This window comes from Sphingobacterium sp. (assembly GCF_039596235.1).
Lineage (GTDB): Bacteria > Bacteroidota > Bacteroidia > Sphingobacteriales > Sphingobacteriaceae > Sphingobacterium.
Genome location: NZ_JBCNKE010000003.1, coordinates 34,681 through 51,822, shown reverse-complemented (window position 1 = coordinate 51,822; position 17,142 = coordinate 34,681). Strand labels below are relative to the sequence as shown.

Sequence of the window (17,142 nt, the reverse complement as noted above, 5' to 3'; positions counted from 1 at the left end):
TAAAAGATTATGGATAATATAACAGTACAATATCTCATCGTTGGAGTTTTGGTATTAGCGGCTGTATGGTATGTCGTTAGAAATGTCCGCAAATCATTGAAAGGTAAATCAGCTTGCTCCAAAGGTTGTGGATGCAGCTGTGGGACAGTGGAAAAACCACAAAAAGCAAATTAATTTATCTTTTACTGTATCATTTACAAACAAAATTTCGTTCTAAGTTAGAGTGGCCAAAAATCACACTAGCTACGAACAAATGAGACGCCACCATTTTCATGGTGGCGTTTTCCATAAAAAGGTGTCTTTCAGCCCAATTAATCATATTTACTTTTCGGTTCAAAAAAAAGCGATGGCTCAGGTGCATAAAATAACTAAGTGTTTTATTAACTTTATGCGCTTAGGTTAATATGCACTTGTGCCAACATAAATAATTTGTAGTACTTTGCATTGCAGATAAATCGCTTTGCCTCTTGATCTCTCGCTGGACAACAGATGAGTAGAACGTTCAGGACTAAGACTGGTCAACAATAAATAAATAACCGCATTAACCATACAGATGGAGAAACAGAATAACGAGGATTCGAAACAATTAAAAAGAGGACTTCAAAATAGACACATTCAGCTAATCGCTTTGGGTGGCGCCATTGGCACTGGCTTATTCCTTGGAATCGGAAAAGCAGCTACATTAGCAGGACCAGCGGTGATACTTGGTTATGCCTTTGCTGGGATTATCGCTTTTTTCATTATGCGCCAATTGGGAGAAATGGTGGTTGAAGAACCTGTCTCTGGTAGCTTTAGCTACTTCGCTAATAAATACTGGGGATCTTTTGCCGGTTATGCCTCAGGCTGGAACTACTGGGTACTTTATATTTTAGTGAGCATGGCCGAATTGACAGCCATAGGTGTGTATGTCCAATTCTGGTGGCCGGAAATCCCACTCTGGGGATCCAGCTTATTTTTCTTCTTCGCTATCAATGCCCTGAACCTTGCGTCTGTAAAAATTTATGGTGAGACAGAATTCTGGTTTTCAATCATTAAGGTTGTGGCTATTATTGCCATGATTGTCTTTGGTGCATACCTTTTAATTAGTGGCACCGGAGGTGAGCAGGCTAGCCTGGGCAACCTCACGTCGCATGGTGGTTTCTTTCCTAAAGGCTGGTTTAGCCAGACTGGCGATGGCAGCTATGAAGGTCTGCTATCCGCCATGGCACTCATCATGTTTTCTTTTGGTGGACTCGAACTGGTGGGTATTACTGCAGCTGAGGCCGCGCATCCTGAAAAAAATATTCCCAAAGCGACTAATCAGGTGATCTATCGGATTTTAATCTTTTATGTCGGTGCTTTAATTATCTTGTTTTCACTTACTCCCTGGACAAATATCACTGCTGACACAAGCCCTTTTGTTCTTGTATTTGACAAACTCAATGGTTTTGAATTTACACTGTTCGGAAAGACCTTTTATTTCACAAAAATTATCGCAAACGCACTCAACCTGATCGTGCTTACAGCAGCCTTATCTGTGTATAATAGCAGTGTCTATAGCAATAGCAGAATGTTATTTGGGCTCGCTGAACAGGGTAATGCGCCCAAGTTTTTGTCCAAGCTTAACAAAAACCATGCGCCTATTAATGCTATTTTAGTTTCGGCAGTATTCGCAGCAATCTGTGTTTTTATCAATTATGTCGCGCCAAAGAATGCATTGGAGATCCTGATGTCGCTGGTTGTATCCTCATTGATCATCAACTGGCTGATGATTTCAATCACGCATTTATATTTTAGAAAAAGCAAAATCGATGCGCATGTAAAAACGAAATTTCCTTCGTTTCTCTATCCATTGAGCAATTATATCTGTCTGATCTTTCTGATTGCTGTGCTGGGTATCATGTGGGTAACTGGCATGAAACTACCGGTTGAACTGATCCCTGTGTGGTTATTACTATTATATATCAGCTACGTATTAATCAATAGAAAAAACAAGAATTCGTAGCATCAATTGGACTCCGTGATTTCGGAAGCCATATTATGCTCGAAACAAAGGCCAGACTCTCAAACGACTCTGGCCTTTGTTGTATTAAAACAAGCCCAGCTGCATACCCGCATCGGGCAAGCGGAAAAGATCCCTTCTCAAGGGCGGAAGCACCCCGTTATTCATATATTTCTTCACAGAAAGCTTAAATAAATGCTGCAGGCTCTCTGCCATGTTGCCATCCCCTTTTATCCGTCGTCCGAAATCAGTGTCATTAATCTTTCCACCATGACAAGCCTCGATCCAATGCAATACCTTCTCGGCGCGATCTGGGTAATTCTGATACAACCAATCTTTAAAGATACCACCGGTCTGTCCATTGAGCCTAACAATCGTATAGGAAGCTGTAATCGCCCCTGCATCTGCTCCCGAACGGATCAAATCTGAAATCTCGTCGCTGTTGATCCCGGGAACAATGGGTGCCATCATCAGCATCACGGGTACACCAATTCCTGTCAATCCCTCAATGAGTTTTAAACGGGCCGAGGCTGTAGCCGTCCTGGGTTCCATCTTTTGACGTACCTCCTCCCGCAGGGAATTAATAGTCACAGCAACCGATACCAGATTCAGGGATGCAAGCTCACGCAGGAGGTCAAAATCTCTTCGCATCAATACATTCTTGCTGATGATAGAAACCGGATTCCTGTATTTAAGCATTAATTCTAAAAGCGAGCGTGTGATCCCCAATTTTCGTTCAATAGGTTGGTAGCAATCGGTATTGCCTGAGAGCATAATCAAATCAGGTTGATAACTCGACTTGCGAAACTCATGCTCCAGGAGTTGAGCAGCATTATGCTTGACCAAGATTTTGCGCTCGAAATCTAATCCAGCACTAAAACCCCAGTATTCATGTGAATTGCGGGCATAGCAGTAAATACAACCATGCTCACAGCCTTGATAGGGATTAATTGACCTCTCAAAGCGCAGGTCTGGACTATTGGATTTGGAGATAATGGACTTCGGATGTGTCGGAATAAATTGCGTTTTTTCGGCCCCAAGAAATTCTTCGTCCAAGCCTTCAATATGCTCCTGCACATACTGGTTGGAAAAAAATTTGTTATTGGGGTTGATCTGTGCCCCTCTACCCTTAAAATACTCTGACTGATTCATAAGTTAAAATTACTAAAATTATTAGTAATCAGAAAATAAAAAAAGTCTTTGAGTTCTCAGTAGATGACAGGTGGGAAATAAATTGCTTGTATGGTTTGAAAATAGCGTTCCCTATTGAGTATCCATCCATTTAATAGCAGCTTTTATTTTTTCATCATCTTTTAATGACGGGAAATTATCCCCTCCTGAAATATGAATATCAGGAACAAATGTTTTCCTATAAACCCGGTTATTAATATCCTTGACATAGCCTATAGAATACGAAAAGGAAATTTCGTCCGAAAGTTGGTGAAGACCTGTCACTGTAAGATAGCCAGCTGTAGGTTCACCTATAAATTTCACGCCGTCTATTTTTCTCAAGGCAACAGCGGTCATTTCACCGGCGCTCCCCGTTATTGGCCCAGTAATCACAACAATCTTTTTATCTTTAAAAGAACAACTATTCAATGTATTTACTTGTTTTGTGTTATTCGTATAAATAGCGCCGTTAACTAATCTAATTTGGTCATCCTTCGAACTATTACCCGTTATGCTAAAAAGATTTCCATTCCCGAGCAAAGGTATCAACGCTCCTAAGTCTACCCAGAGAGTTCCTCCCATGCATAACCTTAAATCAACTATCAGACCTTTTAGATCATACTTATTCAGCGAGCATAGCGAATCCTGTAGTTGCTGCGCCATTTGTGATATTCGTGTTATTGCAATTAAACTATCCGTATATTCCTCTCGCGTGAGTTGAGCTGAAGGGAGTACAAAATACCCGTATTTATTATCGATAACAGCGGTCCGGAATGCATATTTTTCATCAAAAGCATATCGATATAAAATAGAATCCGAAGTTGAGTGCCCATCATTCCGATAGGATCTGACTGATTTTGTTTTAGTCATAAAGGTACCATGATGATCTCCTAATTCAGTATACAACCTTCGAATTGCAGGAAGAGCCTGTTCGGCAGGATCCGACACCGTACGATCTAGCGTTTCGGAAGCAGTTTTCTTTAGATCATTCCAATTCACACGATTTCTATAAATAGATTTGTCCGCTAAAACTCGAATGACGGAATCCAATATCACATTCTGTTGTCCAAAAACGCTAGTTATGCTACAGAAAATCATTAAGATTGCGAGTAAATATAGATTTCTTAAAATTGGCTTCATGGGGTTTAATAAGTTATTTGTTTTCATCCAACGGATACGTAATAATCATTTTCTAAAAAGAACAATGATCTAAACGAAAAGTACATTTTTATTTACTGATATACAAGCTCACCCATCAAGATCTTTTCTTTGACTGGAAAATACTCCCAACCAAAGAAAAGATTAATTAAATTAATGAATTAACGACCTCCTGTGGATGTAATCTCCGCGGGAATAGTCATAAGGTGTAAGAATTGCAAATAGCAAAGTTAGTCTTCTTGTATTAGTTCATTATTCTCATCCCCATCATCTCTCATAATTTCATGAATACGATTTTCCAACACAGCTTTATGCCATTCGTCAATGATATTGTAAACTTTCTCCAAGGCATCTTTCTTTGCATTGGACAATACAGTCTCCATAATGCGATCTACAAAACTAGCATATCGCTTTAAGTACTTTTCATCCTCCAGATTTTGTAGAACACATTCAACAGTAAAAATATTTGCCCATCGATCCGGGTCAAATGGATTGGAGAAATATAAACCCAAATCGACATGATCTAAAAATTGCTGTACCAATTGTTCCACTGTCAAACCAAAAATATCACAGACCTGCGACACAGGTTTAGGAACCGTTATTTGTTCTAAATTTTTCATTGTATATTAGTTTTATTCATTTCATTATAATTTTCTAGAAATCGTTCTCGATAGATTTCTATTCGATCAGACAACCTGTAAAATAGAAAATAACGCATTTTGAATTCTTGCAAATCGCATAAAAAGTCCTTAAATCCCAACCCATTAATATGTTCAGCATCAACTAGATTACCATAACCGCCCTGCACCCGGAGGTACATTCCCAATATTGGATTATATTCGATTTCATCTAAATGATCTCTAGCGTAAAGGTCAGCCAAAGACACTTTTAGCATCATTGCATTTAATACTGGTATTGCCGGACAATTATGAATAATACTCCATATTCGAAAATCGCGACTGAGACGTATCGGAGTGTTTTCATCTAAGTATATAGTAGGCTTCATTTTTACATCTTTATTCAGGATTAAGAAAAGTTTATCAACAGTTTTCTTAGCTAGATTCCGCTTCATATTCCACGAATAATTTCGATTCATGGCTAGCTTAAAAAGCTGCTTATATAAAGGAAAAGACTGATCTGCATTATGCATTTGTGAATATTCGGTTTTGTAACCTCCGATATTCCCTAACACATTATCGACTTCCGCAAAGCCCCTTGCTACTAAGTTGTATACCGAATCCTCTTCTGCAAAAAGATTAACAAAGGCAAAGTGATCGATCAATAACTGTAAAAAATCCGCCACCTTAATTCCAAAAGCTTCACAGGCTATGCGAAAGTCCACAGGAACCTCTAAAACCTCTTTATTTATTCTATTTTCCATTTTATTGAATTATTTGTGCATAGTAAAACGATAGCCATAACTCCGTCTCTTGGTTCGTTTAAGGAGAGCTACTCCTTTCTTACCCCATAATTTATCCAGTTCAGTTTTTAATTGCTTCGGTTGAAAATGACTACTGACATGTGTTTTTAGTACATTGAAAATCTCTAGCGCTGTAATATATTTGCTGAAACGACCTTCATTCAAAAACATATCTAATATTATCTTTGCCTGACGCAGCTCTTCTTTAACAGAATTTGGGGCCAATTGATCCCTCATGTTTCCATCCTCCTCAGTGACATCAAACACAGATATACTTTCTCGTTCGTTTACATACTTTTCCATACGGTAGCGGATCAGATGCCCTTCAACACTTATACTATGCTGATATGTAAACTCAGAAGCAGCCTTTACCGACCCCATCAACAAGTTACCATCAGGCATAACATTCAGCAGCTGCCCAAATAATTCTACACTATAATCAAAGGCGATAAAACGCTCTAGATTATCGATAAAATCATCGTCCTGCCCGAGCAAAAAAGATAGTTCTTGCGCAGACCATCCTCTACTGATCCTATTAATAAGGATGCAATACAAAAAACTGATGTATTGAGGCTTGCATACTATCGTGTAAGTCCCAATTTGATTTTCCATATTCTTATTCGATTAAATTTCAAAAAACACATACCTATTCGCCCCATTCTTCACATACACTTTTACCGTTTTATTTCTCATAATTGACAAATTTTGGTTATCCGTAATCACATAAAACATCTACCTAATCCTTCTAGTCACAGTGCTAATGTAGATTTCACTACATGCAACTCTTCTTTCAACCTCCAAATCACATCCTCCAATGGAACCAAAAAAAGGTTCAGGAGCCTTACGTTTAGACAAAGCGGTGGCTGTAGACACCAAACAGTATCCGTTTCTAAAGTCTTTTTTATATGGTTGTTTGTTTAGTTTTTAATTGATCATTGGATCTGCTATTGGTTCTATGGCATGGAACTCCATAGATTGAACAGCCTCCTTACACAGATGAACAAAAAACTCAACGAGTTCTTTCGCTTTTCTAAGTACAGCCTGTCTGGCCTCAGGGCTAAAATTCTTGGCTACTCCCATCCAGCAAACCTTCTGGGGCTCCATTGCAAGAATAAACACCTTCTTTTCCAATGTGCTCCAAGTAGACAAATAATCAATAACTTGCGTATCAACAATTGTGCACCAATCAATCAAAGTACACAAAGCTACCCCCTCTGGAATAAAGCCGACCACACATTTCAGATAAGTCCTAACCGATATATCAATTAACTGATGTAACATAAGTAAGGAAGTATCATCCATTAAAATCGGAGCATCCCTCATCAACATGAATAAATTTCTCATAGAAGCCTCTGCGTTACAGACTAACGTATCCACTCGATCAGCCTTTGCCTTCCAGTTAATTTCCACAGGCACTACAGGTGTATCAAACTCACTTTTCTTCCGTACCAGCCAACCATTTTTCCATACTGCATTCACAAAGCGACTTCCTTCTTTCAATGCTTTTTCTACATAGGATACATTTAAGAACACCATAGTGGCACAAACAACTCTGTTCCGTACTTCACGGAACCGAAATGGTCCTCTATTCTTCATCAATACCACCAAGTGCATTTCAAGTTCCTCACTAGGCCTTTGTTCGGATGCTCCTTCTTGAAACGGATTCCCTTTACTTAATCCAGCTGTCCGATAATTAACCAACAAAATCTGCTCAGGCCTATGCTTCGAATAAATGGCATCCAACAACCTATTAGCATTATCCTTATACCGCTGAGGCCACGGAAAACCGGAAAAGTCTTCACAAACCGCCGGTTGAGACACATTCAACTTTTCTTTCTGTTTCACAACTTCGACAGTAGATTTTTTTCCTTCGTCCGGCTTATCCGCAGGTAACAGAGCACGATAGACTGCAACCCCTGTCGCCATGCGTTCCACCATTGCATCAAGTATCTCTGCTAGACAGATACACTGCGTACTAATAAAATCATATTGTTCCACAGCAATTTCCAAAGATTCTCCTTTGACACAGGCTCTGTAAGCTAGATCAAGTAACCTATACATCTCCACATCATCCGTGTTGTAGGCAAAGACAGATAAAAGCTCGGGTACAATTCCTCGCACATTCTTGATAATATTCTCTAGATTATGGCTCTTACCCAACTGCCTTCCCAATAGCGTATAAAACGAACGAATCCGAACCTCTAAGGATTGATGCAGCATGTACAATGACTGATCGAAACGCTCTTCCAATGCAAACTCCACAGCAGCAGCTAAATACTCCTCTGAAAACTGCTTAGCCTTCTCATAGTCCGAACGATTCAATTCTATAAGCGAGCTAACTACTTTTTTATTCAACAAACTATCGATCTCTTTCGCCCGCTCATAATATAGTCGATGTTTCGGCAACGAAGCAAAACTGTGGTACAACGATCCATTACGTAGTTGGCTTAACCAGTCCCCTTCCAATACAACGTGAAAAGATATTTCGGGCATGTCTGCCATGCAAAGTTTGACAATAGGTGTCATGGTAGAAGGCGAGACGCCCTTTACAGGTCTAATCACCACCATCAAATGTGCTTTGATTTCATCTCCAATACAGTAATCGTATAGAAATACCGCCTGTAAGTCCAATTTTGAGGACAACCGCTCAATTAATAGATTCTTGTTCAATTCCATAATCTAAAATTACAACATACTATTTATTATATTTTATCTATACAAATGTAAAAATAAAACAAACAAATAAAAACAAATTACATGTATTTTCTATACAAATAGAATAAAATACGAAACAGGTACCCACTTTTGGATCACCTGACAAAGATTACGATACTATCTTAGTATCGCTTTCGACTCTCTATCTTGAAAAAAGAGGTAGTTATGCCCTTCTTCTTAATTCAATTGACTTAAATCCTGCCGGCATAATAGCTGCACACAACCTTAGAAATCCCTTATGAAAATAGAGGAACACTATCGTTTACAATTGGTGCACAAATAAAAATCCCTATACTGTATCTACAGTATAGGGATTTGCATTCTTACGCTGAATTTCAGATCAGCTTTTATTATTTCATCAGGAAACCACCACCTAAGAGATCATTTCCTTCGTAGAATACAGCCGATTGTCCTGGCGCGATACCTTTTACATTGTGCACAAAGTCGATACGCACTTTATCACCCTCTTGGGAGATGGTAGACAAAGCGCCTGAATCTTTATAACGTACTTTCGAAATTGCCTCCATTGGTTGGTCAAGACCGGCATATTTGACGAAGTTTACATTGCGAACATAAGCATGTGATTTTTCAAGCTCATGTTCTTCGCCCAATACAACGGTATTACTTTCAGGAAGAATTTCAATCACAAACATCGGTTTACCCAAAGCAATACCTAAACCTTTACGTTGGCCGATGGTAAAATACGGGTATCCAATATGTTTACCGACAACTGTTCCGTCTGAAAGAATAAAATTACCCGGCCCGATTTGTTGATCTAATGTAGGTACCTTATGTCTCAGAAACGCGCGGTAATCATTGTCTGGTACAAAACAGATTTCGTAGCTTTCCGATTTATTGGCAAGCTCCTTCTGTCCCATGTCGAGCGCCATTTGACGGATCTCCTTTTTCGTGAAAGATCCTAATGGAAACTGTGTACGAGCTAGATTTTCCTGCGATACGCCCCATAGGACATAGGATTGATCCTTATTTTCATCCTTACCCTTTGATATGACATAACGGCCATTGTCGTGCATACGGATATTGGCGTAGTGGCCCGTAGCGATAAATTCACAATCCAATTTATCAGCACGTTTCATCAACGCTTCCCATTTGATGTGGGTATTACAAAGGACACATGGATTGGGTGTACGCCCAGCAATGTATTCCTCAACAAAATTATCTATTACAAAGTCTCCAAACTCATCGCGTATATCTAATATATAATGCGGGAAACCATAGTTTACGGCTAATGTACGAGCATCATTGATACTGTCGAGGCTACAACATCCCGTCTCCTTGGATGAACCACCTGCAGATGCATAATCCCAGGTCTTCATCGTGATACCTATGACCTCATATCCTTGTTCGTGGAGCATGACAGAAGCAACGGAGCTATCGACCCCTCCACTCATTGCAACTAAAACTCTTCCTCTTTTACTCATCGCTATTTATTGAAATGCAAAGATACAGCTTATTCCTTTTCCTCTATGTTAGTTTCTTGTAATTTTATCTCGATCAAAATCAACACTTTCGAAAAAAGAGCGAAAATAATCCACATAAAAATTTTAGAATTCAAATTATCACACTATATTTGCATCGCAATAGGGGAACAAACCCATAGCAAAAAAGCGGTGCCATAGCTCAGCTGGTAGAGCAAAGGACTGAAAATCCTTGTGTCCCTGGTTCGAACCCAGGTGGCACCACGCTTCAATCTGATGATCACAGATTTAAATAAAAGGTCAACTGGTGCCATAGCTCAGCTGGTAGAGCAAAGGACTGAAAATCCTTGTGTCCCTGGTTCGAACCCAGGTGGCACCACAAAAAAAGCCTGTTCTTCTGAACAGGCTTTTTTTGTTTAATTGTCCCCTCCTTAAATAAGTCGACACCTAATAAAACTTATAAACGAAAACATCTAACCATCCAAATAGGTACCCCAACGGAACTATTCATTAGCCTGTCCCGTCATGACATAAATTAACCGCAAATAAAAACCATCAATAAAAAATCCTTGTCCGCGTACCGAACAAGGACTATTTAAGCTTAAATTCTTTTCCAATGACTCACTTCTCCGAATAAACATTCTTTTAGCTATCGCGGAACACTGCATTTTTCCAGCAGATCTTAAACGACAAGGGAACAGATCGAGATCGATTATTGCTCATTGATGATCGAACGATCCAAATGTACATACCCGCCGTCGACGTGTATCAATTGGCCTGTTGTATGGCTTGACTTGTCAGATAATAAGAATACGGTTGTATCTGCAATTTCCTCTGCTGTGGTCATGCGATGCTCCAAAGGAATGCGGTCCGTAATTTTCTTCAATGTTTCCTCTGGATTTGGTAAAGTCTGGATCCAGGTATCGTATTGTGGCGTAGCGCATTCAGCGACAATAATCGCGTTTACACGAATTGAATAAGGCAATAGTTCTACAGCCCATTCACGTGTCAGCGCATTTCGTCCACCATTGGAAGCAGCATAGGCAGATGTATTGCCCTGACCTGTTTCCCCGGTTTTGGAAGAGATATTAACGATACTACCTTTAGATGCTTTCAATGCATCCAATGCATGATGCGCCATCAAATAATAATGGATCAGGTTTTTATGCAGTGAGGCTACAAATTTTTCGTAATTACCAGAAGCCAAACCTACTCCATCATTCTGTCCGGCGTTGTTTACCAAACCATCTATGCGTCCATATACCTCAAGTGCCTTTTGTACCGCTTTAGCACAATCTTCCGGCTTAGACAATTCAGCTTCGATACACAAGGCATCAATACCAAACTGTTTCACTTCTTCCCTGACTTTCTCATTGTCGGCCTGCTTACGTCCAACAATAACAGGAATAGCCTGCTCCTTGGCCAAAGCATGTACGACAGCACGGCCTATACCTTTTGCTCCTCCCGTAACGATAACAACTTTATCTTTTAAATGAAGATCCATAATATTTTTATTGAGTTTTCGTTTTTCGTTGATACGCTTATATTTTCCGAATCAACGAACTCGTTTCACTGGTTATTGATTAAAGCCAATATAGACAGCAAGGAGTCTATCCAGCTCCATTTGTCTGCCTGTAAATGATTTCAGTATGTGTTCTTTCCCTTTCATACATACTGAAATCATTTTTATAGATTATATATGCGTATCGCATTTTCAGCCCAAAACGCATTTTTTTCCGTTTCCGTAAAATCGCCCAATTTATCCTCTACAATAGCGATACTTTCCTCATAGGAGGCCGCTAACAGGCATACAGGCCAGTCCGATCCGAACATAATCCTTTCTTTTCCAAAACGTAAAAAAATATGGTCAAGATATTGTTTGAAGTCATCCAACTTCCAACCCGACCAATCTGCCTCTGTAGCCAATCCCGAAACTTTACACACCACATTTGAAAAGGCAGCAAGTTTATCGATAAACGCAGCCCACTCATCAAACTCCCTGGATTTAATCGGAGGTTTGGCAATATGATCCAACACAAATTGAAGATTTGGATTTTGCTGCACACATTGCAACGTAGCCTCATAATGACGCGGACGGATCAATAAGTCGTAAGTATAACCAAATGCCGCCAGCGCTTTCAGTCCATTCAACACAGCCGGTCGAATCAGAAAGTCCGGATCCAATTCTCCTTCAACAATGTGTCGGAAACCTTTGATCACAGGTAGTTCTCGATAACTCGCCAACTGTTGCTCAATATCTTCGGCCTGAAGGTCGATCCATCCGACCACACCTTTGATAAAGGGGTAACTTTTGGCTAGCTGAACCAAATAATTCGTTTCCGCGTCAGATTGATCAGCCTGAACCGCCACACTACCTGCAAATCCATTTCGTTCCAATACAAACTGAATATCCAATGGCGTGAAATCCCGTTTGATAACGTTCATTTCGTCTGTAATCCAACTGTCTCTCACAGGATCGAATTGCCAAAAATGCTGATGGGTATCTATGCGCATAATAAACCTAAACTAGGAGATAAATTAATTTTTCGAATAAGCAACCACGGTCTGGCGCGATTCGCCCAGTCCATCTGCGCCCAGTTCAATTACATCGCCAGGTTTTAAATAGATCGGCGGATTGAATCCAAGACCTACACCAGCAGGAGTTCCTGTTGAAATCACATCTCCAGGTAGTAGTGTCATAAATCGGGACACATAGGAGACAACATGTGCTATTGAAAATATTAAATCTTTGGTATTTCCATCCTGATAGGTTTTACCATTAACTTTCAACCAGATACGCACATCGTTAATATCCTTGATCTCGTCTTTCGTGGCCATAAATGGTCCCATTGGTGCAAATGTGTCACAGCCTTTTCCTTTATCCCAGGTGCCACCGCGCTCCAGTTGATACTCACGTTCGGATACATCATTGTGAAGTACATACCCCGCAACATAATCCAAAGCCTCATTTTCGGCTACATAAGAGGCTTTTTTACCAATTACAATACAAAATTCCACTTCCCAATCCGTCTTTACAGAATCTTTAGGAATCATCACATTATCGTAGGGTCCTATTAATGAAGTCGTGGATTTCATAAAGATAATAGGCTCAGCGGGGATCGGCGCATTTGTTTCCTTAGCATGATCCATATAGTTAAGCCCGATACAGACTATTTTAGATGGACGCGCAAATGGTGCTCCGATACGTTCATCTTGTGGTACTTCAACCAATTTACCAGCGTTCGCCTTTACAAATTCTTCCAAACGAGCCAGGCCATCTTCAGCAAAAAATTGCTCATTGTAGTCACCACCAAATGCACTTACATCGTAGTTCACGCCATCAATCTGAACACCGATTTTCTCTTTGCCAAAGGCTCCAAAACGTATTAATTTCATATTATTATATATTAAGTAGTGCTTATAGAGATGTTGGTATAACAGCTCCCAGCTTAACTAACATACTCTTTTCACGCTATAATTTCGACTTTTTAATTCCTTAGTTATTCAATTTAATAAAACCACCGTCAATAGGATAGTCATTCCCTGTGATAAAACCGGCATCATCACTACAAAGGAAAAGTGCCAGTTTTGCAATTTCCTCCGGTTGTGCCATACGGCCTATCGGTTGACTTGCCGAGAGCTTTTCAAACATTTCAGCCTCTTTACCAGGATAGTTCTTAGCAATAAAACCATCCACAAAAGGAGTATGTACACGCGCTGGCGAAATACTATTGCAACGTATACCGAAAGCCATATAATCACGTGCCACCGACAACGACATTGCGTAGATCGCACCTTTACTCATAGAATAGGCAAAACGGTCGCTAATCCCTACCCATGCCGCGATCGAAGCAAGATTAAGAATAGCTCCCGATCCCTGCGCTTTCATGATCGGTACGATAGCATATAGGGCATTGTAGGCACCTTTAACATTCACATTAAAAATGCGTTCAAAATCTTCAGATTTACAATTTTCTAAATTGCCAACATGCGCAATACCCGCATTATTCACTAAAATATCAATTTTTCCTATATGTTGAGCAATGCTGATAATTTCCTCTTGGTCTGTTACATTGCAACGATTGAATTCAGCTTGTCCGCCTAGAGCCAAAATTTCCTCTACCACAGCATGTCCACCTTCTTCATTTAAATCCAAAATATGGACTTTCGCTCCCTCTGTAGCAAATTGCACGCTGATAGCACGTCCAATCCCACTACCACCACCTGTAATAACAGCTACTTTTTGTTCTAATTTTCCCATTGTTATTTAATTGTAAGTGTTAAAACCAGATCTTCCTCATCAGTCGATGCGGGCAAATCCAGTCGCAAACTATGATCTTTATTAGTAAATTTAATGTCCTTATTTCCGATAAAGGTCTTTACTTTCTTCACCTGATAAGGAAGCTTGGCGATATAAAAGTCCTTCTTCTCTGGTTTAAGGATATGCAGGTACACCTGATTTCCCTTTCTTGTCAATGCATAATCATCGGTAGGGGGTACACCTCCGGCTTCAGTTCCATAGATGGTCTCCCCATAAACAGCCAACCATTTGCCAAGCTCTTTCAAACGATCTTGTTGATAATCCTGAATCTCGCCATTCGGCATCGGTCCAACATTAAGTAATAAATTTGAACCATGGCCGGCAGCTTTAACCAAGTAGGTCAGAACCTCTCTGAACGACTTACGTGTTCGATCTTTCAATTGAAATCCCCAAGATCCAGCAATTGTTCCACAGACCTCTTTCGGTAATTTACCGACGTCGTGCGACTTGGTACCAAATCCCGTTGTATTCTCTCCCGGTAGATCACGTTCAAACATCTGAAAGTCCTCTCCGTCAAAAGGCGCTAAATGATGATTATTCCCCACCAAACATTGTGGCTGTAACTTGTGGATCAATTCATAAATTTCACCTAAATGCCAGTTCTCTTTTGGTTTATCCCAGTGACCATCAAACCAAATTCCGTCAATTTTACCGTAATTTGTAAGCAGTTCAGTCAACTGGTCCTTCATAAACTGTATATAATGATTCCAATCTCCTTTTGTAGAATCACGTCCCAGTATTGCTTCACCGGACCTACCCACCGGTAAATAATCATCTCGTTTCCAGTCGAGCAATGAATAATAAAACATGACTTTAATGCCTTCTGCGCGACAAGCTTCAACAAGCTCCTTCACGATATCCCGCTTGAACGGTGACTTTTTAACAATATTATAATCCGAAGCCTGACTATTCCACATCGAAAAGCCGTCATGATGTCTCGTTGTGAATGTTATGTACTTTGCTCCCGATTGTTTAAATAATTTAGCCCATTCTTTTGCATCAAAAGCTGTCGGGTTAAAAAAGCGGGGCAAAAGCGCATATTCATCCAAACCGATATCCTGGCTATTCATGACCCATTCACCATCACCTAACACACTATAGACCCCCCAATGGATAAAAACCCCGAATCGAGATTGTTCAAACCACGCCCTATTTTTTAAATTTTCAGGGCTTGGCTGGTACTGTTGTTGACTATAAGCAGAGGAAAATGATCCTATGAGTAGCGCCAGACTGCAGATGACATGTTTTAATTTCATTATGTTTTATATTTGGTTATTTACAAAGAAACTCCCCTGCGCCAAGGGATAAAATCATCCTGTCCCAACAGCACTGCTTTAGGTTTGATCTCCCCTGAAGCAACTTCAATTACATAATCAAGGATACGATGCGCTGCCTGCTCAATAGTCTCTGTACCCTCAATAATGGTACCGCAGTTTAGATCGATGATATCAGGCATTTTCTCAAATGTTTTGGTATTGGTCGACAGCTTTACAACGGGTGTAATCGGATTTCCTGTCGGCGTTCCTAAACCAGTCGTAAACAAGACAATATTAGCACCCGCCGCTACCTCTGCTGTGGTACTCTCCACGTCATTACCCGGTGTACACAGCAAGTTCAAACCCGGTCCATTGGCCAGTTCCGGATAGTCAATTACCGCAGCCACAGGCGAGGTTCCCCCCTTTTTTGCAGCTCCTGCCGATTTAATCGCATCCGTAATAAGCCCATCACGAATATTACCCGGTGATGGGTTCATATAGAAACCCGAACCATCGGCTTCTGCTTTCGCATTATAGGTCCGCATCAAGTTCATAAACTTCTCGGCAGTAGCTTCATCAACACAACGGTCACTGAGTTCCTGCTCCACCCCACATAACTCCGGGAATTCAGCTAAAATAACGGAACCACCCAAAGTCACCAGAATATCGGAAACAAAACCAAGTGCCGGATTAGCCGAAATACCCGAAAAACCATCTGATCCACCACACTCTAAGCCGATACATAGCTTATCGAGCGTGGCCGGTTGACGTTCATTTTTATCGGCTTGCATCATGCCCGCAAAGGTTGCTTTGATTGCCTTTTGCATCAATTCTTTTTCGGTCCCCTCCTTTTGCTGCTCAAAAATATATAACGGACGGTCAAATCCCGGATCCCTTTTCTCGATTTCAGCTTTCAAAATGGAGGCTTGGGCATGTTGGCAACCTAGGCTCAATACTGTCGCACCGGCCACATTTGGATGCGTTATATATCCTGCCAACAACCCGCACAAGGCATCAGAATCCATACGTGTACCACCACATCCCATTTCGTGGTTTAGGAATTTGATGCCATCCACATTTTTAAATAAACGTTCCTGATCATTTGACACCGCATTAGCCATCAAATCTTGTCCTAGAATCTGGTTTACATCCGCACCGGACTTATATAACCCAATCAGCCCCTCCACTTCGGAGACATAATCGTTGGCTTTGACTTTATAACCGAGTTTCTCCTCGAAAGCAGCTTTTAATGTTAATACATTCCGATTCTCACAGAATACCAGCGGAATGACCAACCAATAGTTGGCCGTTCCCACCGTACCGTTCGAACGGTGGAATCCATTGAATGTTTTATCTTTAAACCCAGCGACATCCGGTTTGGTCCAGGCGGTCTTGCGATCCCCCATTCTAAAATCTTCGGATGCGTGACGTAAATTTTCTGTTGTTATCAGCTCTCCGGCTTCTAAATCACTATTCAGCTTCCCAACCAAAACACCATACATCAATATTTCGGCGTCTTGCTTCATAGGCTGAATTGTAAACTTATGTTTGGCCGCAATGGTTTGTTTCAATGTAAACTCCTTACCTTCGAAAACAATTGTTGTTCCTTCAGCCAGGTCCTGTAATGCAACCAGGACATTATCCATTGGATGGATCTGTAAATAGCGTTGTATGGCCATAAC

General features: G+C 40.5%; 15 protein-coding genes and 2 tRNA genes. 4 read left to right on the top strand and 13 right to left on the bottom strand.

The annotated features are described in order from the left end of the window. Window positions 1-9 precede the first annotated feature (9 nt). Together ABDW32_RS07705 and ABDW32_RS07700 are read left to right on the top strand one after the other, a co-directional pair. On the top strand, window positions 10-174 hold the full coding sequence (locus ABDW32_RS07705) for a FeoB-associated Cys-rich membrane protein (RefSeq protein WP_343561059.1): 165 nt from the start codon (window positions 10-12) through the stop codon (window positions 172-174). Window positions 175-553: 379 nt separating this feature from the next. Beyond that, entirely contained in the window at window positions 554-1,984 is a 1,431-nt protein-coding gene (locus ABDW32_RS07700) for an amino acid permease (protein ID WP_343561057.1), read from the top strand. A gap of 84 nt (window positions 1,985-2,068) precedes the next feature. Here ABDW32_RS07700 and ABDW32_RS07695 read toward each other — a convergent pair whose 3' ends face one another. The 7 genes from ABDW32_RS07695 to mnmA all read right to left on the bottom strand — a co-directional run bounded on the left by ABDW32_RS07695 (window position 2,069) and on the right by mnmA (window position 9,886). Further along, window positions 2,069-3,133 carry a PA0069 family radical SAM protein gene (locus ABDW32_RS07695; protein WP_343561055.1) on the bottom strand — a complete coding sequence of 355 codons (1,065 nt, stop codon included), beginning with the start codon at window positions 3,131-3,133 and terminating at the stop codon, window positions 2,069-2,071. Between the two features lie 111 nt (window positions 3,134-3,244). Next, window positions 3,245-4,291, bottom strand: a complete 1,047-nt coding sequence (locus ABDW32_RS07690) for a S41 family peptidase (protein WP_343561053.1) — start codon at window positions 4,289-4,291, stop codon at window positions 3,245-3,247. Between the two features lie 248 nt (window positions 4,292-4,539). Further along, entirely contained in the window at window positions 4,540-4,929 is a 390-nt protein-coding gene (locus ABDW32_RS07685; protein ID WP_343561051.1) for a hypothetical protein, read from the bottom strand. Then, window positions 4,926-5,690, bottom strand: a complete 765-nt coding sequence (locus ABDW32_RS07680) for a hypothetical protein (RefSeq protein WP_343561049.1) — start codon at window positions 5,688-5,690, stop codon at window positions 4,926-4,928. The genes ABDW32_RS07685 and ABDW32_RS07680 overlap by 4 nt, the downstream gene beginning before the upstream one ends. Before the next feature lie 9 nt (window positions 5,691-5,699). Beyond that, window positions 5,700-6,341, bottom strand: coding sequence for a hypothetical protein (locus ABDW32_RS07675; RefSeq protein WP_343561047.1), 642 nt, complete (start codon window positions 6,339-6,341; stop codon window positions 5,700-5,702). A gap of 312 nt (window positions 6,342-6,653) precedes the next feature. Continuing rightward, window positions 6,654-8,405, bottom strand: a complete 1,752-nt coding sequence (locus tag ABDW32_RS07670; RefSeq protein ID WP_343561045.1) for a hypothetical protein — start codon at window positions 8,403-8,405, stop codon at window positions 6,654-6,656. A gap of 389 nt (window positions 8,406-8,794) precedes the next feature. Continuing rightward, window positions 8,795-9,886 carry a tRNA 2-thiouridine(34) synthase MnmA gene (gene mnmA / locus ABDW32_RS07665; protein WP_046672147.1) on the bottom strand — a complete coding sequence of 364 codons (1,092 nt, stop codon included), beginning with the start codon at window positions 9,884-9,886 and terminating at the stop codon, window positions 8,795-8,797. Between the two features lie 188 nt (window positions 9,887-10,074). On the opposite strand from mnmA, the gene ABDW32_RS07660 reads away from it, so the two are divergent. Beyond that, window positions 10,075-10,147 (top strand) — tRNA-Phe (locus ABDW32_RS07660). Window positions 10,148-10,189: 42 nt separating this feature from the next. Next, window positions 10,190-10,262, top strand: a tRNA-Phe gene (locus tag ABDW32_RS07655). Between the two features lie 333 nt (window positions 10,263-10,595). On the opposite strand, the gene ABDW32_RS07650 is transcribed toward ABDW32_RS07655, so the two are convergent. The 6 genes from ABDW32_RS07650 to ABDW32_RS07625 all read right to left on the bottom strand — a co-directional run bounded on the left by ABDW32_RS07650 (window position 10,596) and on the right by ABDW32_RS07625 (window position 17,139). Continuing rightward, entirely contained in the window at window positions 10,596-11,387 is a 792-nt protein-coding gene (locus ABDW32_RS07650; protein ID WP_343561043.1) for an SDR family oxidoreductase, read from the bottom strand. A 182-nt stretch (window positions 11,388-11,569) separates the two neighbouring features. Further along, window positions 11,570-12,397 (bottom strand): amidohydrolase family protein, encoded by an 828-nt coding sequence (locus ABDW32_RS07645; protein WP_343561041.1) that lies wholly within the window; start codon window positions 12,395-12,397, stop codon window positions 11,570-11,572. 24 nt (window positions 12,398-12,421) lie between these two features. Beyond that, window positions 12,422-13,279: a fumarylacetoacetate hydrolase family protein gene (locus ABDW32_RS07640; RefSeq protein WP_343561039.1), complete on the bottom strand. Its 858-nt coding sequence runs from the start codon at window positions 13,277-13,279 to the stop codon at window positions 12,422-12,424. Between the two features lie 100 nt (window positions 13,280-13,379). Continuing rightward, on the bottom strand, window positions 13,380-14,144 hold the full coding sequence (locus tag ABDW32_RS07635; protein WP_343561037.1) for a glucose 1-dehydrogenase: 765 nt from the start codon (window positions 14,142-14,144) through the stop codon (window positions 13,380-13,382). A 2-nt stretch (window positions 14,145-14,146) separates the two neighbouring features. Then, complete coding sequence (locus ABDW32_RS07630; RefSeq protein WP_343561035.1) at window positions 14,147-15,460, bottom strand: alpha-L-fucosidase; 1,314 nt, start codon at window positions 15,458-15,460, stop codon at window positions 14,147-14,149. Window positions 15,461-15,480: 20 nt separating this feature from the next. Beyond that, window positions 15,481-17,139: an altronate dehydratase family protein gene (locus tag ABDW32_RS07625; RefSeq protein WP_343561033.1), complete on the bottom strand. Its 1,659-nt coding sequence runs from the start codon at window positions 17,137-17,139 to the stop codon at window positions 15,481-15,483. Between the last annotated feature and the right edge of the window lie 3 nt (window positions 17,140-17,142).

Coding starts and splice junctions, on each gene's coding strand:
- ABDW32_RS07705 (WP_343561059.1), top strand. CDS start 10: ATGGATAATATAACAGTACAATATCTCATCGTTGGAGTTTTGGTATTA.
- ABDW32_RS07700 (WP_343561057.1), top strand. CDS start 554: ATGGAGAAACAGAATAACGAGGATTCGAAACAATTAAAAAGAGGACTT.
- ABDW32_RS07695 (WP_343561055.1), bottom strand. CDS start 3,133: ATGAATCAGTCAGAGTATTTTAAGGGTAGAGGGGCACAGATCAACCCC.
- ABDW32_RS07690 (WP_343561053.1), bottom strand. CDS start 4,291: ATGAAGCCAATTTTAAGAAATCTATATTTACTCGCAATCTTAATGATT.
- ABDW32_RS07685 (WP_343561051.1), bottom strand. CDS start 4,929: ATGAAAAATTTAGAACAAATAACGGTTCCTAAACCTGTGTCGCAGGTC.
- ABDW32_RS07680 (WP_343561049.1), bottom strand. CDS start 5,690: ATGGAAAATAGAATAAATAAAGAGGTTTTAGAGGTTCCTGTGGACTTT.
- ABDW32_RS07675 (WP_343561047.1), bottom strand. CDS start 6,341: ATGGAAAATCAAATTGGGACTTACACGATAGTATGCAAGCCTCAATAC.
- ABDW32_RS07670 (WP_343561045.1), bottom strand. CDS start 8,405: ATGGAATTGAACAAGAATCTATTAATTGAGCGGTTGTCCTCAAAATTG.
- mnmA (WP_046672147.1), bottom strand. CDS start 9,886: ATGAGTAAAAGAGGAAGAGTTTTAGTTGCAATGAGTGGAGGGGTCGAT.
- ABDW32_RS07650 (WP_343561043.1), bottom strand. CDS start 11,387: ATGGATCTTCATTTAAAAGATAAAGTTGTTATCGTTACGGGAGGAGCA.
- ABDW32_RS07645 (WP_343561041.1), bottom strand. CDS start 12,397: ATGCGCATAGATACCCATCAGCATTTTTGGCAATTCGATCCTGTGAGA.
- ABDW32_RS07640 (WP_343561039.1), bottom strand. CDS start 13,279: ATGAAATTAATACGTTTTGGAGCCTTTGGCAAAGAGAAAATCGGTGTT.
- ABDW32_RS07635 (WP_343561037.1), bottom strand. CDS start 14,144: ATGGGAAAATTAGAACAAAAAGTAGCTGTTATTACAGGTGGTGGTAGT.
- ABDW32_RS07630 (WP_343561035.1), bottom strand. CDS start 15,460: ATGAAATTAAAACATGTCATCTGCAGTCTGGCGCTACTCATAGGATCA.
- ABDW32_RS07625 (WP_343561033.1), bottom strand. CDS start 17,139: ATGGCCATACAACGCTATTTACAGATCCATCCAATGGATAATGTCCTG.